Annotated in this window: 21 protein-coding genes and 2 pseudogenes; 10 read left to right on the plus strand and 13 right to left on the minus strand. The window is 68.8% G+C overall.

The annotated features are described in order from the left end of the window. Positions 1-22: 22 nt before the first annotated feature. From RWE79_RS02440 to RWE79_RS02455, 4 genes are all read right to left on the minus strand, one after another. On the minus strand, positions 23-592 hold the full coding sequence (locus tag RWE79_RS02440; RefSeq protein WP_475938320.1) for a TetR/AcrR family transcriptional regulator: 570 nt from the start codon (positions 590-592) through the stop codon (positions 23-25). Between the two features lie 273 nt (positions 593-865). Then, on the minus strand, positions 866-2,146 hold the full coding sequence (locus RWE79_RS02445) for an MFS transporter (protein WP_475938321.1): 1,281 nt from the start codon (positions 2,144-2,146) through the stop codon (positions 866-868). 331 nt (positions 2,147-2,477) lie between these two features. After that, entirely contained in the window at positions 2,478-3,458 is a 981-nt protein-coding gene (locus tag RWE79_RS02450) for a glycoside hydrolase family 11 protein (RefSeq protein ID WP_475938322.1), read from the minus strand. Positions 3,459-3,652: 194 nt separating this feature from the next. Continuing rightward, positions 3,653-5,182, minus strand: a complete 1,530-nt coding sequence (locus tag RWE79_RS02455) for a non-reducing end alpha-L-arabinofuranosidase family hydrolase (protein WP_475938323.1) — start codon at positions 5,180-5,182, stop codon at positions 3,653-3,655. Positions 5,183-5,754: 572 nt separating this feature from the next. On the opposite strand from RWE79_RS02455, the gene RWE79_RS02460 reads away from it, so the two are divergent. Further along, positions 5,755-6,033, plus strand: coding sequence for a hypothetical protein (locus tag RWE79_RS02460; protein ID WP_475938324.1), 279 nt, complete (start codon positions 5,755-5,757; stop codon positions 6,031-6,033). 266 nt (positions 6,034-6,299) lie between these two features. Here the strand turns inward: RWE79_RS02460 and RWE79_RS02465 are convergent, their stop codons facing one another. Together RWE79_RS02465 and RWE79_RS02470 are read right to left on the minus strand one after the other, a co-directional pair. Then, positions 6,300-7,808 (minus strand): CoA-acylating methylmalonate-semialdehyde dehydrogenase, encoded by a 1,509-nt coding sequence (locus RWE79_RS02465; protein WP_475938325.1) that lies wholly within the window; start codon positions 7,806-7,808, stop codon positions 6,300-6,302. Positions 7,809-7,821: 13 nt separating this feature from the next. Next, positions 7,822-8,133 carry a hypothetical protein gene (locus RWE79_RS02470; protein WP_475938326.1) on the minus strand — a complete coding sequence of 104 codons (312 nt, stop codon included), beginning with the start codon at positions 8,131-8,133 and terminating at the stop codon, positions 7,822-7,824. A gap of 274 nt (positions 8,134-8,407) precedes the next feature. On the opposite strand from RWE79_RS02470, the gene RWE79_RS02475 reads away from it, so the two are divergent. Together RWE79_RS02475 and RWE79_RS02480 are read left to right on the plus strand one after the other, a co-directional pair. Next, positions 8,408-9,430, plus strand: a complete 1,023-nt coding sequence (locus RWE79_RS02475) for an LLM class flavin-dependent oxidoreductase (protein WP_475938327.1) — start codon at positions 8,408-8,410, stop codon at positions 9,428-9,430. A gap of 96 nt (positions 9,431-9,526) precedes the next feature. Beyond that, positions 9,527-9,724, plus strand: a complete 198-nt coding sequence (locus RWE79_RS02480; RefSeq protein ID WP_475938328.1) for a hypothetical protein — start codon at positions 9,527-9,529, stop codon at positions 9,722-9,724. Between the two features lie 269 nt (positions 9,725-9,993). On the opposite strand, the gene RWE79_RS02485 is transcribed toward RWE79_RS02480, so the two are convergent. After that, positions 9,994-10,467, minus strand: a complete 474-nt coding sequence (locus RWE79_RS02485) for a VOC family protein (protein WP_475938329.1) — start codon at positions 10,465-10,467, stop codon at positions 9,994-9,996. 468 nt (positions 10,468-10,935) lie between these two features. Here RWE79_RS02485 and RWE79_RS02490 point away from each other — a divergent pair, with 468 nt between their 5' ends. Next, positions 10,936-11,091 carry a hypothetical protein gene (locus RWE79_RS02490; protein ID WP_475938330.1) on the plus strand — a complete coding sequence of 52 codons (156 nt, stop codon included), beginning with the start codon at positions 10,936-10,938 and terminating at the stop codon, positions 11,089-11,091. Positions 11,092-11,199: 108 nt separating this feature from the next. On the opposite strand, the gene RWE79_RS02495 is transcribed toward RWE79_RS02490, so the two are convergent. Continuing rightward, positions 11,200-11,565: a MerR family transcriptional regulator gene (locus RWE79_RS02495; RefSeq protein WP_475938331.1), complete on the minus strand. Its 366-nt coding sequence runs from the start codon at positions 11,563-11,565 to the stop codon at positions 11,200-11,202. 96 nt (positions 11,566-11,661) lie between these two features. Here RWE79_RS02495 and RWE79_RS02500 point away from each other — a divergent pair, with 96 nt between their 5' ends. Then, positions 11,662-12,141, plus strand: coding sequence for a hypothetical protein (locus RWE79_RS02500; protein ID WP_475938332.1), 480 nt, complete (start codon positions 11,662-11,664; stop codon positions 12,139-12,141). Here the strand turns inward: RWE79_RS02500 and RWE79_RS02505 are convergent. From RWE79_RS02505 to RWE79_RS02520, 4 genes and pseudogenes are all read right to left on the minus strand, one after another. Further along, positions 12,135-12,572, minus strand: a complete 438-nt coding sequence (locus RWE79_RS02505) for an NUDIX hydrolase (RefSeq protein ID WP_475938333.1) — start codon at positions 12,570-12,572, stop codon at positions 12,135-12,137. The two genes, RWE79_RS02500 and RWE79_RS02505, sit on opposite strands and share 7 nt — an antisense overlap. A 9-nt stretch (positions 12,573-12,581) precedes the next feature. Then, positions 12,582-12,781 (minus strand): annotated as a pseudogene (locus RWE79_RS02510) (hypothetical protein). Between the two features lie 40 nt (positions 12,782-12,821). Then, on the minus strand, positions 12,822-13,523 hold the full coding sequence (locus RWE79_RS02515) for a Clp protease N-terminal domain-containing protein (protein WP_475938334.1): 702 nt from the start codon (positions 13,521-13,523) through the stop codon (positions 12,822-12,824). 48 nt (positions 13,524-13,571) lie between these two features. Continuing rightward, positions 13,572-13,796 carry a hypothetical protein gene (locus RWE79_RS02520; RefSeq protein WP_475938335.1) on the minus strand — a complete coding sequence of 75 codons (225 nt, stop codon included), beginning with the start codon at positions 13,794-13,796 and terminating at the stop codon, positions 13,572-13,574. A gap of 204 nt (positions 13,797-14,000) precedes the next feature. Here RWE79_RS02520 and RWE79_RS02525 point away from each other — a divergent pair. Next, a pseudogene (locus RWE79_RS02525) lies at positions 14,001-14,217 on the plus strand (IS1380 family transposase); the annotation flags it as partial. A 188-nt stretch (positions 14,218-14,405) separates the two neighbouring features. Beyond that, on the plus strand, positions 14,406-14,954 hold the full coding sequence (locus RWE79_RS02530; RefSeq protein WP_475938336.1) for a DUF1062 domain-containing protein: 549 nt from the start codon (positions 14,406-14,408) through the stop codon (positions 14,952-14,954). Between the two features lie 192 nt (positions 14,955-15,146). On the opposite strand, the gene RWE79_RS02535 is transcribed toward RWE79_RS02530, so the two are convergent. Further along, positions 15,147-15,734 (minus strand): TetR/AcrR family transcriptional regulator, encoded by a 588-nt coding sequence (locus RWE79_RS02535; protein WP_475938337.1) that lies wholly within the window; start codon positions 15,732-15,734, stop codon positions 15,147-15,149. Positions 15,735-15,942: 208 nt separating this feature from the next. Between RWE79_RS02535 and RWE79_RS02540 the strand changes: the two genes are divergently transcribed. The 3 genes from RWE79_RS02540 to RWE79_RS02550 all read left to right on the plus strand — a co-directional run bounded on the left by RWE79_RS02540 (position 15,943) and on the right by RWE79_RS02550 (position 18,659). Then, the gene (locus tag RWE79_RS02540) at positions 15,943-17,388 is read left to right on the plus strand and encodes an MFS transporter (RefSeq protein ID WP_475938338.1); all 1,446 of its coding nucleotides are present in this window, start codon (positions 15,943-15,945) and stop codon (positions 17,386-17,388) included. Between the two features lie 217 nt (positions 17,389-17,605). Next, positions 17,606-18,088 carry a carboxymuconolactone decarboxylase family protein gene (locus tag RWE79_RS02545; protein ID WP_475938339.1) on the plus strand — a complete coding sequence of 161 codons (483 nt, stop codon included), beginning with the start codon at positions 17,606-17,608 and terminating at the stop codon, positions 18,086-18,088. An 85-nt stretch (positions 18,089-18,173) separates the two neighbouring features. Then, the gene (locus tag RWE79_RS02550) at positions 18,174-18,659 is read left to right on the plus strand and encodes a carboxymuconolactone decarboxylase family protein (protein ID WP_475938340.1); all 486 of its coding nucleotides are present in this window, start codon (positions 18,174-18,176) and stop codon (positions 18,657-18,659) included. Positions 18,660-19,013: the final 354 nt, after the last annotated feature.

Genomic DNA, 19,013 nt, shown 5'->3' on the forward strand with positions numbered 1-19,013 from the left:
AGCCTGCCCGGAAAGGGATGCGTCAGCGCATGCCTGCCGCATCGAGCAGGGTGACCACAGTGGGCGCGATGAGCCCCGTCAGCTTGTCGGCTCCGATCCCCGCGCGGGCACTGGCGCCGTCGAAGACCAGACTGAGCTGCCGGGCCAGCAGGTCGGGATCGCTCGCCCCACCCTGTTCGGCCTCGGAACGGAAAAACTCCGTCAGGTCCGCCTTGATCCGATGGGCCACCCGGCTCGCAGGGTGGCCCTGATTCTTGAGCTCGACCTGAACAGCCAGGTAACGGCAGCCTCGGAACTCGGGCGCGTCCGCCTGCAACTCCACCTTCTCGAAGACGTGCAGGATCCGCTCGCGGGGTGACCGGCCGTCGTCCGCCGCAGGCAGGAAGGTCGCCGCGTAGGCAGCGGCACGCTCCTCCAGGCTCGCTGCCAGCAGTTCGTCCTTGCTCTCGAACAGCTGGTACAGAGAGCGCTTCGACACCCCCGCCGCCTTGCACAGCGCCTCGACACCGATGCCGACACCGTCTCGGTAGGTGAGCGTGGCCGCCGCCGCCAGCAGCCGCTCTCTGGTACTCGGCTTCACTTCGGTGGTCATACTGCGAGATTAACTCGATGCGGACAAAATGAAAACCGACCGGTTTTCAGAGTGTGCCGCACCTTCCGCCCTCACGGGGCGACACACACGGGGGCCGATGATCAGTCTTCGCGCGCAAGGCCAAAGGGGCCCTCCCCCGAACCCGCACCCGCACCCGCACCCGCACCCGCACCCGCACCCGCAGGTCATGGGAGCCAACGTCGAGCTGCACCGGTCGCGCGGATGGCCGTCTCGTGGGCTCAGAGGCGGCCGGTCGTCGGGCGGCCGCGCGTCCTACGAGACCGGAAGCGCCCGTCCCAGGCGGCCGAGCGGGGACAAGGCCATCAGCGCCGGAGAGAGCATCATCCCTGAGGCCGTCACCAGGAGGCTGGTGCGCAACCCCCACTCCTCCGCGAGGAATCCGCCGAGTAGCGAGCCGAGCGGGGTCAGCCCCATGCCGACAAATGTGATCGTCGCGGTCGCGCGGCCTTGCAGCCCGTCCGGAGTGACGGCCTGCCGGACAGCCATGACCGTGACATTCACCAACTGGCCGCCGGCACCGAACACGAAGTTGATCGCAAGGAGCGCGGAAACAGTCACCGCAGAGGAACCGTGCACCGCGGGCACACACAGAAACACGCCGTCGCCGAGCGCCGCCGCGGACACGAGCACCGCGCCATAACCGAACCGGCGCGGCAGGCGGGCGGCCAGCACCGAGCCCAGGAGCGCGCCCGGCCCCGTCGCCGCCAGCGCCAGCCCGACGGCGGTGCCCGACAGGTGCAGTTCCCGCGGCAGGAAGAGCAGATAGACGGTCATCATGGCCGCCAAGGAGAACTGGAAGGCGGCCGAGGCCAGGCACACAGTCCGCAGCAGGGTATCGCTGACGACAAAACGGAGGCCCTCATGAATACGCCGCCAGACCCGAGGGGGACGTTCCGAGCTCTCCGGGAGCGATTCGATCCGACGGATCCGAAGGATCGACAGGAACGACAACGCGAAGAACAGCGCGCTGGAAGCGGCAGCGATCGGCGCCGACAGCAGTGACACCAACGCACCACCGAGGGCAGGACCGCCGATCTGCGCCGCGGACCGGCTGCCCTCAAGCGCGCTGTTGCCCCGCACCAACTGATCGCGTTTCACCAGCCGTACGAGAGACGCCTGGTATGCCACGTCGAAGAACACGGACAGGGCCCCTACGGCAAAGGCGACCACGAACAGCGCCGGCAGGCCGAGCCGGCCGAGGAGGCCGGCCACGGCGGCGGCGCCCAGTGCCAGGGTCCGGCCGACGTCCGTCAGCACCATCACCGTGCGGGCCCGCCACCTGTCAACCCACGCGCCGACGAAGAGCGAGAGCAACAGGATCGGCGCCTGCCCCACCGCGCGCAGGACGCCCAACTGGCCGGCACCGGCGTTGAACGTCAGGACGGCGAAGAGCGGCAGAACCACCTGAGTCGCATGTTCGCCGAGCTGGGAGGCCGTCTGGCCCACCCAGAGCCTGCGGAAGTCGCGGTCCTGCCAAAGACTTGAGGGAATCGGTCGACCGGAATCGGATACGGCGGAGGAAGCGGACGGCACGAGGATCCCTTGGATTGCCGGCAACGAGGCCCGTCAACCGGCGCACACAGGTGCACCGACGATTCAGGCGGGAGAAGGCTCGCTGTGCCGCAACCTCAGGGGCAGCACGCGATGACAGGCCGATCACGGCCTACGACGTCAACGCGCGCTCGGACGACCGGGCATGTCTTTGCTCCTCGTGGGTCACTCGATGCACCCGAACACCAGCCCTCGGCGGCCCGGCAGGAAAGGCGATTAAAAAGAGCGTTTTGCCCGTATAACGGCGAACGCGTGGCGCGCGTAGCCATGGCCGGTTGCGCGCGCCACTCGGCTGCATCTCGCGCTCGCGGGTTCAGTTGGCGGTGCAGGCGACGGTCGGCCAGGTCCAGGTGCCGTTGGTCTGGATGGTGGCGCCCCAGGTGTTGCCGTTGCCGTTCGGTGTGGCGACGAGGACCTGGGAACTGGGATAGCCGGCGTTGACATTCCAGGTGGCGAGGACCTTCTCCGGGGAGGGCACGGTCATCGTCACGGTCCAGTTGGCGGTGCCGCTGACCGCAACGTTGAGGTTGTAGCGGTCGCTCCACACGGTTCCCGCGGACAGTGTCGCCGTACAGCCGCCTCCTCCGCCTCCGGAAGTGGACTCACTCACCGTGATGTTCGAGCTTCCGCTGCTCTGGTAGCCCTCCGTAGCCATGATCATGTAGTTGAAGGTGCCGAGGTTCATCCCGTGGCTGGCCCAGGCGTCGAAGTGGTTTCCGGTGGTGATGGTGCCGCCCGTCCGCTTCGTCTGCCGGACACTCCAGTACTGGTTGAAGGTCTTGGTTCCCTCGATGGAGGGCGCGTCGACCCGGGTCGTCTGGTAGATGTCGTACGTGCCGCCGTCGCTGGTCACCGTGCCCTTGTAGGTGCCGGTGGGACGGTAGGTGCCCCAGTTGTCGACGATGTAGTACTCGACGAGGGGATTGGTGCTCCACCCGTAGAGCGCCAGGTAGGCGTTCCCGGAAGGGTTGAAACTGCCGGAGTAGGTGACGCTCTTGCGTCCGCCGGTGCCCCAGCCCTTCCCTCCCACGAAGTTGCCGGTGTTGCTCCAGGAGGTGCTGTAACCGCCGCCGGATGCCAGGTTCATGGAAACCGTCCCGGGAGCGTCGGTCCAGAACGAGTAGTAGTAGCCGTTGTTCGTGCCGGTCTGGTTCGTCGTGATGACCGTGTCGGCGCTGGCGGTGCCGGGCAGGAACAGGGACACCAGGGCCGCCAGTGCCAGTACACAGACGCTTCTGGCGGACAGGCCGAGGCGGCGGCGTTCGCGTTTTCGGGGGCGGGCATGTGTGTTCACGGCCGGGCTTCCTCCTTCTCGGAACCTTTCGGGTTGGTACGGCTGTCGGGGCTGATGTGACGGCCGCCTGGCGCGACCTGCGGCCGGGACGGTCGGAGGAAGGCCGGTGACCGGCTGGCGATGACCCGCTGCCGCACCGGCGGATGTTCTCCTGGCCGGTGCGGCAACGGTCCTCCCCCTCCTGCCCGTTCGGGTCAGCAGTTGGAGTTGGCCTGGGTGAGCAGGCCCATGCGGTAGGGCAGTTGCGAGTAGTCGCCGCTGGAGCCGGGGTCACGACCCTGGTAGACGTACTGCAGATGACAGGGGTCGATGGTCAGTGTCTGGTCGTTGCCGGAGCGGACCATCTCGCCGTGGCTGATGTCGTTCGTCCAGGCGCTGCCGTTGAAGGAGACGTTGGCCTTGCCCGCGAACGGGGCGCTCTCGGTGGACGCGAGCGGGGTCCAGGTGCCGGTGAGGCTGCTGGAAGTCCAGGAACGGAAGTAGCGGCCGCCCGATCCGATGGCCTCGACCAGCAGGAGGTACTGGTTGGCGCCGGACACCTTGTAGACGTTGGACGCCTCGAAGAGGGCGTACTGGGAGTCGGACATCACGATGGTGGTGTTGCCGAAACCGTTGGGGAAGTTCGCGAGCGTGGTCTGGGCGCGGTAGAGGTGCCCGTTGTCGTCACTGAAGAACAGGTAGCAGTTCGAGGTGTCGCAGACGGTCCAGAAGTCGATCCATCCCCCGTTGCCCTTGTTCTGTGTCACCACGGCGGGTTCCGAGGAGATGAAGGTCTTCGGGGCGGACCAGGAGGTGGGGTCGCTGGGGTCGGTCGTCGTGGAGTAGGTGGGCGGACCGGTCTGGTAGACCATGTACCAGAGGTTCTGCGGGGCGAAGTAGAAGACCTGGGGCGCCGCCCGGTAACCGGTGCCGATGGCGGAGGAGTCCAGGTAGTGCTGGGTCGCCGAGGAGGCGTTCGCCCACTTGTCGAAGCTGAAATACTCCAGGTTCCAGCCCCCGGACGTGCTCGCCGTGGTCGCGTAGACGTGGTACTTGCCGTTGTACCGGATGACCGAGTAGTCCTTGATCGATGCCAGGCTGTGCGAGGAGTTCGACTGCGGGCTTGCCAGTACCCCGGTCGACACCCATGAGTACGACGAGGGCAGGGAGTTCGACACGGTCCCGACCTTGACCAGCTGCCACTGCTGGCCGGTTCCGCCGCTGTCCGTGTACTGGTCGACGGCTGCGGCGTCGGCCGTGGACGCATTGGCGACCTCGACGGCCTTGCCGCTGTTGCGGTTGATCAGGCGAACGTACCCGCCCGTGGAGTCCGCCAGGGAGAACTGCTGGTTGGTCGCGTTCGCGTCGTCCCACTGCTGGATCCGGGCCCCGTTGACCGTCGACTGGGCGGACACGTCGAGCACCTTGCCGGTGAAGCGGGAGCGCAGCCGGTAGTAGCCGCTCCCGGAGTCGACGAAGCGCCACTGCTGCCAGGCCCCGTCGTTGCGGGCGTACTGCTGCAGTCCGACTCCGTTGTCTGCGTCCCGGTTGGTGACGTCCAATGCCTTGCCACTGTTGCGGTTGACCAGGACGTACCAGGCGCTGGTGTCGACCGAGGCGGCCGACGCCGGCGTCGTGGTGAGGGCGAGAAACAGGCCGGCGAGCAGCGCCGTCACCGCGATCCCGACCACGCTTCGTCGCCGGCGCCACAGCGCGCCTTCGCGTTTCTTCCTGCCTGTTGCCATGTGTCTTCTCCTGGATTCGCGGTTCTGCCACCTCACGGCGCGAGGCGGCTGCGGGGAAACATCCCGGCGGGCGTCCACCGTTCGCACGCGTGCGCGTCACTGTCCGGTCCGGAGCGTGGCGGCCGGGCCCGTTCGGTGTGAGCGGGGATGATCCGGAGAACGGGGTTGCCGTAGGTCGTGGCCCAGGTCGAGGAAGACGCCGCGGGCTGTGCGGCGGACGCCTGTCCGGTACGCCGCGGCGGGCTGGACAGTTCCCGCCAGCAGGCCGGTGCCCGTCGCGAGTACGGCACGACGGTTCACAGCATGACGAGCGCATGACATATGACACTCCTTGTGACGTCTGGGCCGGGCGGGCGGCAGGGCGAGGCTCGGCGGCCGCTGCATGTTCGATGTTTCGAACGCGTAACGGCAGCCCGGACGGTAAGGATCGTAGACAGCACCTGGGACGCGTCAACCCCCTCTGCATCATTCGATCGCTCATCGAATTGACGCGCTCGCCCGGCAATGCCCGGACGTCACCCTCTCGGCCGTACTGCCCTCCGGGTGCGGGACTTTCCTTCCAGGCGAAGCGCGTGCAGGCCGTGCCCGGCGATCGTCGTTCCTCACCAACGGCGCATCGCTCCTGCGCAGCCGGGCCCCCCTGCGGGGGCGAGCCCGCCGATCCGGTCGACGCCGGCGCCGCCGTGGACGCGGTCCTGGTGGCCCTGGTGCCCACCGCGCAGGCGGCCGACCCGGTGTTCGGGCGGGCCGTCTCCCGCCGGATCACCGAGATCGTCGCCCACCGGCTGCAGGGCGCCCGCACCCGTCTGCTGGACCTGTACGGACCGCACGGCAGCGGCCCCCTGCGGTGAACGCCGCCCGGCTCGGCACGGGACCCCGGTGAAGGAGGAGACCCCATGCACCCCCGCGCAACCCTCTACGGAGACGGCCTGGCCAGTCTCTGGTTCGGCGCGCCCCTGCCCCGGCTGTACAGGGCCGGGCGCGCCGCCTCGTGCCAGATCCGCATGAACTCACCGTCCGGGACGTCGAGCGACGGCCGGCTCGACCTGGCCGCGGACGGCCGCGGCCGCCCGGGCACCGTGGGGTGCCGGGGCGGCCGCGTGCGGGCTTGCGGGGGTCAGCGGGACACGGGGAAGCCCAGGTCCGGACCGGCCGCCGTCTCGCCCGGGTCCGACCAGCGGCTCGTGATGACCTTGCCACGCGTGTAGAAGTGCACGGCTTCGCTGCCGTACATGCGGTGGTCGCCGAAGGCGGAGTCCTTCCAGCCACCGAAGGAGTGGTAGCCCACCGGCACCGGCATCGGCACGTTCACGCCGACCATGCCGGTCTCGACCTCCAGCTGGAACCGGCGGGCCGCGCCGCCGTCGCGGGTGAAGATCGCGCTGGCGTTGCCGAACGGGGAGCCGTTGATGATTTCCATGGCCTCCTCGTAGGTCTCCGCGCGCAGCACGCACAGGACGGGGCCGAAGATCTCGTTCCGGTAGGCGTCGGAGTCCGTGCTGACCTTGTCGAGGAGCGAGATGCCCATCCAGTGCCCGTTCTCCAGGCCCTCGACGGTCAGGCCCCTGCCGTCGAGCACCACGTCGGCTCCCTGGGCGGCCGCGCCCGCGACGTAGTCCGCGACCTCGTCGCGGTGTGCCTTGGTGACGAGCGGGCCCATCTCGGACGTCGGGTCGTTGCCCGGGCCGATCTTGACCTTCACGGCGCGCTCGACGATCCGGGACACCAGCGCGTCGCCCGCCGAGCCGACCGCGACCACCACGGAGACTGCCATGCAGCGCTGGCCCGCGGAGCCGTAGGCGGCGGTCACGGCAGCGTCGGCGGCCGTGTCGAGGTCGGCGTCGGGCAGTACCAGCATGTGGTTCTTCGCGCCACCGAGGGCCTGGACGCGCTTGCCGCTGGCGGACGCCCTGCTGTAGACGTGGCGGGCGACCGGCGTGGAGCCCACGAACGACACGGCCGCCACGTCCGGGTGGTCGAGCAGTGCGTCCACCGCGACCTCGTCGCCGTGCAGGATGTTGAGCACACCGTCGGGCACGCCGGCCTCGGCCGCGAGTTCCGCGAGGAGTATGGACGCGGACGGGGCCTTGCTGCTCGGCTTGTGGATGAAGGTGTTCCCGCACGCGATCGCCATGGGGAACATCCACATGCTGATCATCGCGGGGAAGTTGAACGGTGAGATGCCGACGATGACACCGAGCGGCTGGCGGATCGACGCCACGTCGATCTGGCTCGACGCCTCCGTGGACGTGTCGCCCTTGAGCGCCATGCCGAGCCCGCAGGCCAGCTCGACGATCTCCAGGCCCCGGGCCACCTCGGCGAGCGCGTCCGCGTGGACCTTGCCCTGCTCAGCGGTGATCAGCGCGGCGATGTCGTCGCGGCGTGCGTCCAGCAGCGCGCGGTAGCGGAAGAGCACCGCGGTCCGCTGCGCGAGCGACGATGTGCGCCAGGTGGCGTAGGCCTCCTTCGCCGCGGCGACCGCGGCTTCGACCTCGTCGGCGCCGGCCATCGCGACCTGAGTGGTGACCTCTCCGGTCGCGGGGTCGGTCACGGGGCCCCACTTGCCGGAGGCGCCTGAGGCGTCTCCGAAGGGCTTGCCACCGATCCAGTGGGTGACGGTCTTCATCGGCGGAACTCCTTCAAAGATGGCGGCGGCGGGCTGCGAGGTTTCTGTCGTGCACCTCACCGGTCTTGACCCCGGCCGGACGGGCCGCGGTCTCGGTCACGAGCGCCCTGCGGCGCCCGCGGAACGGGACCGTTGACACGGAATCCACGGTTCCGATTTCTATACTCAGGCCGATGAAGGCCTCGGAGTCCGCCTCGGCCCGAAGTGCCTCCATCACGTCCCGTACCGTCGTGGCGTGGATCACCCCGCTGTCGAGCAGCGTCGCGTCCACCGCGGGATCGACACCCGTCTCTGCCAGTGCCGAGTAGTCATCCGGGCTGGTCAAGCGGCGTGTTGGTAATGGGTTCAGCACACCGGCGGGAGCGCGCACGGATCACAGGCGGCCGGGGCAATTCGCACCGGGCCGGCGCGCCGGCACATGGCTCGCCGTCCTCGAACCGGCCGCCCGCTGCTGTATCGGGCGCCATCGTGGCAGTCGCAGCAGTGCAGGGAAGCGACAGTCGCCTCTCTGGGGGTCCCGGTACTCGCACCGCCGGTCGGCCTGGTCACACCGCGCCGACGCGGGGAATAAACGTGGCCGCCGGACGCTCTCAGCTTGCGTGAAGAAGATTGGATTCCTCTCCTTCGGCCACTGGTCGCCGAGTGAGTACTCCCAGACCCGGTCCGCTGCCGACTTCCTGCATCAGTCCATTGACCTGGCGGTCGCTGCCGAGGAACTTGGCGTGGACGGTGCGTATTTCCGCGTGCACCATTTCGCGCGGCAGGCCGCCAGCCCGTTCCCGCTGCTATCGGCCATCGGTGCACGGACCTCGACGATCGAGATCGGCACCGGCGTGATCGACATGCGCTACGAGAACCCGCTGTACATGGCCGAGGACGCGGGCGCTGCCGACCTCATCTCAGGCGGCCGGCTGCAACTCGGCATCAGCCGCGGGTCGCCGGAACAGGTGACCGACGGCTGGCGCTACTTCGGTCACACCCCCGCGGAGGGCGAGACCGGCAGCGACATGGCCCGCCGGCACACCGAGGCCTTCCTCAAGGTGCTTGAGGGTGAGGGCTTCGCGCAGCCGAACCCGCGGCCGATGTTCCCCAACCCGCCGGGGTTGCTGCGTATCGAGCCGCATTCCGAAGGGCTGCGCGAGCGGATCTGGTGGGGCTCCGGCTCGAACGCGACCGCTGTCTGGGCCGCGAAGCTGGGGACAAACCTGCAGAGTTCCACACTCAAAGACGACGAGACGGGCGAACCGTTGCACGTCCAGCAGCGCAAGCAGATCGAGGCGTTCCGCGAGGCGTACCAGGAGGCAGGCCACACGCGAGAGCCGCGGGTGTCGGTCAGTCGCAGCATCTTTGCCCTGACCAGCGACCTGGACCGGGTCTACTTCGGCCACGACCGCGACTCGCGGGACCAGCTCGGCATGATCGACGACACGACCAGGGCGATCTTCGGACGCTCGTACGCCGCCGAGCCGGACGTGCTGGTGAAGCAGCTCCAGGAGGACGAGGCCATCCAGGCCGCGGACACCCTGCTGTTGACCATCCCGAACCAGCTCGGGGTCGACTACAACGCCCATGTGCTGGAGAGCATCCTCACCCACGTGGCACCGGAGCTCGGCTGGCGCTGAGCGCTCCCCCGCACTGCGCCCGGGCCGGCCGGGCTCCGACCCGGGCGGCCTTTCACCGAATGTGCTCTCGGGCTTCTGCCTGCGAGATGAATCGCGGTGCGGCTGCTGGAGATTGACCACGAAAAGGTGAGAGAAAAGGATCGTATTCTCATCGTTCCCTACAACTCTCCCCAGTACCTGAAGACTCGTAACGAATACGACAGGATTTTGGACACTTGGCCCATTCTGGTGGAATTAAAAAACGGTTCCATTCGTTTCGCAGAGCTTGACGAACTGACATTCTGGGGCAGTTAGATCCGGGCGGCGAGAATCAAGACCGGGCGGCTCTGCACCCCAACAACTTGTAGGGGACTGCCCGCTATGTAGCGGATCGAACAAAGGGCCGCGACCTGGTTCCGCTGCCGGACGGCCCGGGAGCTCGCGCACTGCACGGGGTTGTGGCAGTGCCCGTGTGACGGGAGCGTACGGCGTGGTCCCATACCGGCCGGGCCGCTGGGCGTGGAGCGCACCCTCGACCCAGCGGTCCTGCGCCGGCGCTGCGCACCCGGGTGGCCGGCGTGGTGTCAGCGGCCGGGAAGCCGCTGCGTGATCTCCTGGAGCACCCAGCCGTTGCCGTCGGGGTCGCTGAAGGTCGCGAAGGAGGCATACGAGGAGCGGTCGGGGTGTGAGGCCGGAAGCCGCCCCTGGCCCTCGACCTGGTGGGTGACCTCTCCGGCCTCGTGGCCGTGGTAGAACAGTCCACCGGCGTCGTGGAACACCTCGCTCACCTCGACGCCACGGCCGACGAGTTCCGCGCGGGCCGCTTCGATGTCGGTGACGATGAGGTACAGGCCCTGGGTCGAGCCGGGCGCGGCGGGGGTGAGCCCCCTGCCGAAGATGATCGAGCACTCGGAGCCGGGCGGCGTGAAGTGCACCGCACGCCAGTCCTCACTGACGGCCTTGTCGACATCCAGGCGGAATCCCGCCGCCTCGTAGAAGGCCTTGGCCCGATCGATGTCGGAGACAGGCAGCACAATGAGTTCAAGCTTCAAATCCATGGTGTTTCCTTCTTTCTTGACGTCGGTGAAGCGACGCACCCGCAAGTCACCGGTTCCGTAGGGGCCGAGGTCGGCAGAGCGATACGTGCCGCTGGGTGGCGCCTGCCGTCCAAATTTCGGGGAACTCATGACCGAGACCTATGCGCCGCGCCGCGGTTCTTCGGCCGATCACGGTGATGGGTGCAGGCGCTGTCGACCGGCGCAACGAAACCAACCGCGAAGCGCCTGTTCGCCGGTCCGCTCCGCGCGTGAGGTCGGCTCAGCGGTCGAAGCCCGTGGACCGTGCTTTCGGAGCCGCGAAGTAACGAGGTTTCCGGCAACCGCCCTGCGGCATCCGGGCCGGTCGGCGGGCTCGGCCGTGCTGGGGTGGGCGGTGTGCGTGAGCGCAAGCCTCAGAGGAACTGACGCACTGCTCGGACGCGTCGGTTGGTGATCACGCGGCAGGCCGGCCGGTTTCAGGAATGCTTCGTGGATGTCGTCGTGGATGTCGGCTCGGATGTCCCAGCGGATGCGCAGGCGGCGGTACTTGTCGAGGCCGTAGCCACGGTCGGCGAACAGTTTCCGGGGGCGGTGACGAGGGCGACCGGTGCGGCCCTTGAAGTGCGGTACCGCATCGAGCTGTGACTGAGTGCTTCAGTTGGCCGGCTTGAGCGCCCGGCCCCGGGTGGTGCGCGGTGGCCTCGTCTACGGCCTTGGTCAGCGGTCGGGCCCGTCGCGCTCCCGACCCCGTCCTCATCCGGGTTGGCCGGCTGCCCGCAACGGGCATCCGGTGCCGACGCGCATGGCGAGTTCGGCCCGCAGGGTGGCGAGTTCGGCCATGCGTGCGTCGACGACGTGGATCTTCTCCTCGAACAGCGCGGACAGCGCTTCCGCGACGTCCGGTGCCCCACGCAGTTCCTCGCCGTTCCGCGCGATCTCCGCCAGAGAGAATCCCAGTGTCTGTGCGGTGCGGACATAGTGCAGCCAGGCCACCGCCTCGGGTGGGAAGTCGCGATAGCCATTGGCCAGGCGGCGACCTGCGATGAGGCCGACCTTCTCGTAGAACCGGATCGTGTCCCTGGTCATCCCCGTCTGCGCGGCCAGCTCTCCGATGCGCATACCCCAGCGCCCCCTTCGGATGGTGAACTTGACCTTGGACCGTACTCCACTGTTTAGCGTGAGGCTTCGCTGACCCCGACCAGCCGGAGCCGCATCATGAGCCGTCCCTTCACCCCCGCACGTCCCGCCTATCTTCGTGTCGTACGCGCGAGCGCCTGGTACGACCTCGCCGTCACATCGGGATTCGCGACACCGTGGACATTCACGCTGGTGCACGACGCGCTCTCTTCATTGGGCGGCGCACTCGGGTTGGGCCTCCTGCCCGAAGTCGAGCCTTGGCAGACCCTGTACGCCAACCTGATGGGTTCGGTCGTGATCGTCTGGGCCGCCCTGCGCATCGTGCGGCCGCTGCCGGTGCACGGACTGCTCGACGGCATCGCGCGCATCCTGTTCTCAGCGTGGATGGCGTACGCGCTGGCCCACGGAGCCTCGCGGATATTGTGGCCGTTCATCACCGTCGAGGTGGCCTGGGGCATCGTCCAGCTTGTGCCGTGGCGGCGGAATGGACACGCCAACCCGGGGGACGGCCACGCCGGCCCGGCCGATGGGCACCCGCTCGGCGCGGCAAGTCAATGAGCTCTTTCAGCGTGGCCGCTGATCGGGTGACGGCGTCGATGCCCGCGACGCACCACGATTGCGAGACCGGCACCGCGGAGTTCGTCCTGCACTGGCGAGACCCGAGCAAGGCCGTCGGGGCGCGGCCCAAAACCGGGCCGAGCCCGGTCGACCGCGCCGGACCCGGCCCCGGGCGAAGTCCCGCTGGACGTCGCCCCGGCGGTCGCGCGGGGTGGGTAGGTGCCGACGTGCACCATCGTGGCCGTATCGATCCGGGACTGGAGTTCCTCGTCGATCTCGCGCGCCAGGGTCTCGGCATCGGACTCCCCCGGCTCCCTCTTCCCACCAGGAAAGTAGAAGACGTCCACACCGCGGTTGCGTGTCACCAGCACCCGCCCGTCACGCACCAGAACCCAGGCCACCTTCTCCGGAACGACTTCGGCACTCCCCATGCCCGGACCCTACCCACCCCCGCACCGACACAGCCGGGCCGCCTCGCCAGCTTCCCCGGGTCCCCGGCCCGCGATGTGGAGCAGCAGTCCGTCCAGCGGTCCGCCTACGAGTGCGGCGTACGTCTGGTGCGGCAGCGGGCCGGGGTTGGGTCGTCGTGGTCGTGGCCGTACACCCGGCCGCGCAGCGGCTGCTCGCCATCGGCGTTCATCCGTTCGGCCTTCCGGCCATCACCGACGGCGCGGGCCGGACTACTTGTCGCGCGCGGCGGACCGTTTGGTGATCTCGGTCTTGACCGTCTCGCGCAGCTCCTCCGACGTGAAGCCGAGGTTGCGCAGGATCTGCGCGGCCCGGCTCTCCTCGGCACGGATCAGGCCCAGCAGCATGTGTTCCGTGCCGACCCAGTCATGGCCGAGGTCGGCCGACGCGCGGCGTGCCTGCTCGATGGCCTCCTTGCTCTCCGGCCGGAAGGCGATGTGACCCCGAAGCGCCTTCTCCCCGGCCGGCGGCATCGCTTCCTCGATCGCGTCGCGGACGCGTTGCTCCGACTCGGCTTTCGCCACCAGCACCTCGTACGCCAGGCCCCGTGGTTCGCCGAGCAGGCCGAGCAGCATGTGTTCGGTGCCGATGGAGTCGTGCTTGTGCGTTCGGGCGGCCTCCTGCGCCAGCACGATGCTGTGCCGGTTCAGTTCGGTGAACTGCGCGAACGCGGCGGGCGCGTGGCGTTGCTGGGCGGCCTGCTTGGACACGCCGATGGCGTCGCCGATCTCGGTCCACGACGCGCCGTCCCGCTTGGCCTTGCTGACGTAGTGGTCGATGAGCTGGTCACCGAGGTCGGACAGGGTCTGGGCACGCAGTCGCGCTTCGCTGATGCGGGCCAGTTGGTTGACTTCGGGCAGTTCCTCGTCGAGACGGGCGATCAGGTCCGCGAGGCTGATGTCGAGTGGACTCATGCGTCAATCGTAAGTTGACGATACCCAATCGTCAACCTCTAATTGACGCTAGTTGCCGTCTCGCGAGCCGCGCGTCGCCGGCTCGCAGGCGGCCATCATCACTCGCTCGCCGAGCCGGCCGGTGACCCGGCGGCCCAAGGCCCGGCCCAGAGCCGTCCGCGCCGACTCGGCGAGGCGGGTGAGGAGGAACAGCACGACGACGAGCCAGCGGTAGCACTCCCGTGCCGCCGGGGTGCCCAGCCCTTGGCCGATCGCCGAGGTGAGCCTGTCCACCAGCTCGCCGATCGCGATGGCGATGCCGACCGGGGCCGCACCGGCGAGGCGGCAAGGGTCTGAATGGTGGTACTGGTGTCCACCTCACCGCAATGCAATTGACCTCGCGCTTGCACGAGTCAGGTCGCCCACGGGGTGACCCAAAAGCAGAGGAGCGCCGCTGACCTGGGACGGTAGGGCTTGTTCGAGGTCCTGATCGTCGGCCTGGTCGACGCGCTCGCCCGGTCCGGGCCCCGTGCCCTGGAGGCGATCCGCCGGACCGGGGCCGAAATGCGGGACCGGGTCCGGCAGTTGGCCGGTGAGCAGGCCCCGCACACGACCGGCCGGGTTGGCCGTGGACATCGACGGCGTACTGGTGGTGGCGCACTCCGACAAGGAGAACGCCCGACCGACCTGGAAGAAGACCTACGGGCACCAGCCACACCGCCGAAAACCAGTGGAGCAGCGCCGCTGTGCGCCATTACCGTGCTGCCGAGCCAAGTCGTCTAGTCAAGGACCTGCCGTTGTACACCGTGTGAGACCTCCCGAGCGCTGATTCGTCGCGCGTCGCGCATGTGCGCGCCGCGCTGCTTTTTGCTGCGGACTTCTCACTGGAACCGGTGTACTTCTGTGCTCAAAACCTGGGTGGTCGTGCCCACCTGCCTGCCGCTCGTTCTCCGCCGTTGCCACGCGTGCGCGTCCGAGCGCTTCCGGGCAAGCGGTAAATTTCGCGTCAACGCAAACCACAAGCTCCTCGACGCCTGGCTCCTCGTGCTCTGTACCGCTTGCGGGGAAACCGCAAAGCTCACGGTCCTGGAGCGGATGAATGTGCGCTCCGTACGACCTGAGCTGCTGGGCCGGCTGCATGACAACGACCCTGGACTGACAGCCGAGTTGCTCCAGGATCCGGTCGTGCGGCGTCGTAATCGCATCGCCCTCGACTGGGACAACGCCTGGCGCCTCGACACCGGCGGATCGGATCACCTGGACCGCGAGGCGATCGATGTCTCGGTCCGCTTCGCGGCGCGGATCCCTGTCCGGCCGGTACGACTGATCGCTGAAGGTTGCGGTCTCGCGCGGGCCGAGGTCGAGAGACTGATCACGGAGGGGAATCTCGTTTCGGGAGTCCGGCTGAGCGGCAAGCTCTCCGGCGACTTCACCTTCACACTGAAGCGCTGAGCCCTCCTCGGGACCGAGGGCCTGTCCGGCATGATCCGCCGGACAGGCTCCTCCAGCGACAGGTGGCCACAGGCGAGACGGGAAGTTCGCCGGTGAGTGGCCGTACTCCATGGTGGCCGGCCACAGCGGTCTCCTCCTCGGCGCGGAGTCCGGGCGCGTCCGTACGGCGAGAAGCGGGTTCCCGCAGCGGGGCTAAGCCGCCGGCCGGGGAGGTGGTGGATCGATCAGGTCGCAGGCGATGCCGAGTGCCGCGTCGATCAGGTCGGGGCCTCCGTTTTCCGCGCGTTCTGCCTCGTCGCCCGCCATGTGCAGTGCGGAGATGGCGAGTCGGACTCGCAGGGACGCGGCAGGGTCGCCGGGCCCGGTCAGCACGCCGGGCCCGGTCAGTAGGTCGAAGAGCGTGATGACGTGCTCTCGTACCTCCGTCGCGAGCGGCTGGTTGCGGAGCGCGGGCTCGTTGTCCTGAGCGAAGCGGGCCGCCGCCGTGATGCCGCTGGTAGTCAGCTCTGCGTACCGGCGCAGCAGTTCGCGCCGGGTCTCGGGCCCCGGAGGCTGCTGCTTGCCCCAGTCGGTGAGTTCGGCGACCGCGGCCGAGAAGTCGGCGAGTACGGCGGCGAGGATCTCCTCCTTGGACTTGTAGTGGTAGTACAGGGCCGCCTTCGTGATGTTCAGCCGTTCCGCGATCATGCGGAGCGAGGTGCCGTCGTACCCGTGCTCGGTGAAGAGCTGAAGGGCGACGCGCTGGGCGCGTTTACGAGTGTCGGTGCGGCGGCCTGCCATGGAAGTCCCTTCTTCGCCGTCGTCGCGGCCCAGCCTACGGATCGGGCCGCCCGAGGCTGTCCACAGACACCATTGCTTGCCGATCGGCAGGCAATGGGCTAGGTTCGCCCTGCCATCAACTTTACCTGTCGGCAGGTAATGGATGCGTACGTGCCCGTACACGAGTCCACGAGGGGGCCTTTTCGTGCTGACCAAAACCGGCAAAAGAGTGGGGAGCGCTTTAGGCGCCGATCCGGCGCGACTGCATGCGCGCCGGTGGTGGGGGCTGGCGGTCATCGCGCTCGCCCAGCTGATGATCGTGCTGGACACGACCATCGTGACCATCGCACTGCCCACCGCCCAACAGGACCTGGGCATGTCCGACGCGAACCGGCAGTGGGTCGTGACGGCCTACACCCTGGCCTTCGGCGGGCTGCTTCTGCTCGGCGGCCGCATCGCCGACCGGATGGGCCGCAAGAACACCTTGGTCGCCGGCGTCCTGGGCTTCGCCGTCGCCTCCGGCCTCGGCGGCATGGCGGCCTCCGGCTGGATGCTGCTCGCCGCCCGCGCCGGACAGGGCGTGTTCGCGGCGCTGCTGGCGCCCTCGACACTCGCGCTGCTGATGGCGGTGTTCCCCGGACCGGCCGAGCGGGCCAGGGCCATTGGGCTCTACACCGGGGTGCTGACCGCCGGCGGCGGGCTCGGCCTGGTCGGCGGCGGGCTGATCACCAGCTATCTGGACTGGCGCTGGTGCATGTACGTCAACATCCCGATCGCTCTGGTGGCCGTGCTCGGTGCGATCGCCGCGCTGCCCGACCCGCCTGGGCGGAAGGACGCACGGATCGACGTCCTCGGCGCCCTCACCGGCTGCGGCGGCATCGCAGCCCTGGTCTACGGCTTCTCCGAGGCCGGCGAGCACGGATGGCACACACCACGTTTCTCCCTCTCTGTGGCCCTGGCCGCCGCCCTGCTCCTGGTGTTCGGGATCCTGCAGGCCAGGCTGCGCACACCCCTCCTTCCGCTGCGGATCCTGACCGACCGCAACCGGGGCGCCGCCCTCGGCACCGTCGCGCTGGCCACGCTCGGACTGTTCGGGGTGTTCCTCTTCCTCACCTACCAACTGCAGTCCGTGATGGGCTACTCCGCGGTCAGGACCGGCATCGCCCTGCTCCCGCTGGCCGCGATGAACGTGACGGCGTCGACCCAGCTGTCCAGCCGTCTGCTGCCCAAACTGCCGCCCCGGCTGCTGATCGTGCCCGGACTGCTCTCCGCGGCGAGCTCGCTCGCCCTCCTCACCCAGCTCACCCCCCACAGCTCCTACACCGCCGTCATCCTGCCCGCCGAGCTGCTCCTCGGGCTCGGCATCGGCACCCTGTTCGCCCCCGCCGTAGCCACGGCCACCAGCGGAGTCGAGGCCCACGACGCCGGCATCGCCTCCGCGACCGTCAATACCGCCCAGCAGACGGGCGCCTCGATCGGCACCGCGCTGCTCAACACCATCGCGGCCAACGCCACCAGCGCGTACCTGGCCGACCACCGCGGCGCACACGCCCTCCAGGACGCCGCCGTGCACGGCTACGCCGTCGCCGCGACCTGGGCACTGGGCATCATGCTCGGCACCGCGGTCCTGGCGGCCCTGTGCATCACCGCGGACCCGCGCAGGACCACGGCGTGACGGGCGGCGGAACAGGTCCGGGCAGCCGCGCCCCACCGGCACAGCGCTCGCGCCGTGCGGCACAGCCTGATCTCCCCCTCACAGCGCCGGATCGGCGCACAGGGACACCGGCAGCCCCCGATCGGTGTACACGGCGCACGCCACCCCTGAGGGAGCGTCACAAAACGCGAGGCGCCGGTGTCTTGATGCCGACAACGCCAACATCAAGGAGCACACCATGACCGTCCGTTTGAACCTCTTCGGCAATCCGACCGCGACCACCGCCAAGGCCGCCGGGCATTTCGGAAGGGCGAGCAAGACGATCCTGGAGGAATCCACGCTGCCGGCCGCGACCCAGAAGCTGGTGCTGCTGCGCGCGAGCCAGATCAACGGCTGCGGCTACGCCACCGACGTGTGGAGCAAGAACGCCGCACACGCCGGGGAGAGCGCCACCCGCATCAACCTCGTCGCGGCCTGGCGCGAGTCCACGGTCTTCACCGGCGCCGAGCGCGCCGCCCTGGAACTGACCGAACAGGGCACCCGCATCGCCGATGCCGCCGGCGGCGTCACCGACGACGCATGGGCCAATGCCGCCCAGCACTACGACGAGGACCAGCTGTCCGACCTGGTGATGCTCATCGCCCTGATCAACGCCACCAACCGCATGGGCGTCATCGTCCGGCAGCGCGGCGGCGACTACCAGCCCGGACGGCTCGGATAACCACAAGCAGCCTCCGGCGCCCGAGCGACGGACACCGTGGATACATGCCCCACGGCCCCCCATGGCATGAGTGAGGAACCACATCATGGAAGCCCGTTTCGACCTGCTGGCCAACCCGCTCGGCGCCAGGATCGCCAAGCGGATCTACAACGTCGCCCTGGCGATCGTCCAGTCGCCGCTCCCCCGCAGCACCCAGAACCTGGTGATGCTGCGGGCCAGCCAGATCAACGGCTGCGGCTTCTGCGTCGACTACCACACCAAGGACGCCGTGGCCGCCGAAGGGGACACGACCCGGATCAACCTGGTCGCCGCTTGGCGTGAGTCGACGGTGTTCACCGAGGCCGAACGCGCCGCGCTGGCGCTCACGGAGGAGGGCACCCGACTCGCCGACGCCGACCCGGGCATGTCGGACGAGACCTGGGCCCGGGTGCGCGAGCACTACGACGACGACCAGATCGCCGCGCTGGTCTCCCTGATCGCCATGATCAACGCGAACAACCGGCTCAACGTCATCGTGCGCAACCCTGGCGGCTCCTACCAGTCCGGCATGTTCGCCGACATGGCGAACTGACGCACGGACCCACGGCGGCCCGGCGGCCCGGCGGCCCGGTGGCCCGGCCAGGATCGCTCGATCCCAGCCGGGCTCGTCCGGGCCAGCGAGTACATTCCGAAGACGGCCAGGCCCACCACGAACAGCGGACGGTGACCGTACAGGTCACAAGCGCGACCCCCAGTAGCAGCAGTCCGCCGAGGTGAGCGCGTAGACGTGCACGACCCACGACAGGTCGAGCGGTGCGAATCCCAACGCGGTGCGGATTGTGGGCAGTGCGACGTTGACCACCGACATGTCCAGGGCGAAGAGGAAGCCCTTGCCCCTGCGCGACCCGGACCCAATCGACCTGGACGATGATGACGATGGTCGCGC

The sequence above is a fragment of the Streptomyces sp. RLA131 genome (assembly GCF_056270125.1).

What these genes read in the sequence shown, in the direction of transcription:
- RWE79_RS02485 (WP_475938329.1), bottom strand. Translation starts at nt 10,467, where the DNA reads ATGGATTTGAAGCTTGAACTCATTGTGCTGCCTGTCTCCGACATCGAT.
- RWE79_RS02500 (WP_475938332.1), top strand. Translation starts at nt 11,662, where the DNA reads ATGAGCCGTCCCTTCACCCCCGCACGTCCCGCCTATCTTCGTGTCGTA.
- RWE79_RS02550 (WP_475938340.1), top strand. Translation starts at nt 18,174, where the DNA reads ATGGAAGCCCGTTTCGACCTGCTGGCCAACCCGCTCGGCGCCAGGATC.
- RWE79_RS02455 (WP_475938323.1), bottom strand. Translation starts at nt 5,182, where the DNA reads ATGGCAACAGGCAGGAAGAAACGCGAAGGCGCGCTGTGGCGCCGGCGA.
- RWE79_RS02545 (WP_475938339.1), top strand. Translation starts at nt 17,606, where the DNA reads ATGACCGTCCGTTTGAACCTCTTCGGCAATCCGACCGCGACCACCGCC.
- RWE79_RS02505 (WP_475938333.1), bottom strand. Translation starts at nt 12,572, where the DNA reads ATGGGGAGTGCCGAAGTCGTTCCGGAGAAGGTGGCCTGGGTTCTGGTG.
- RWE79_RS02535 (WP_475938337.1), bottom strand. Translation starts at nt 15,734, where the DNA reads ATGGCAGGCCGCCGCACCGACACTCGTAAACGCGCCCAGCGCGTCGCC.
- RWE79_RS02515 (WP_475938334.1), bottom strand. Translation starts at nt 13,523, where the DNA reads ATGAGTCCACTCGACATCAGCCTCGCGGACCTGATCGCCCGTCTCGAC.
- RWE79_RS02465 (WP_475938325.1), bottom strand. Translation starts at nt 7,808, where the DNA reads ATGAAGACCGTCACCCACTGGATCGGTGGCAAGCCCTTCGGAGACGCC.
- RWE79_RS02495 (WP_475938331.1), bottom strand. Translation starts at nt 11,565, where the DNA reads ATGCGCATCGGAGAGCTGGCCGCGCAGACGGGGATGACCAGGGACACG.
- RWE79_RS02440 (WP_475938320.1), bottom strand. Translation starts at nt 592, where the DNA reads ATGACCACCGAAGTGAAGCCGAGTACCAGAGAGCGGCTGCTGGCGGCG.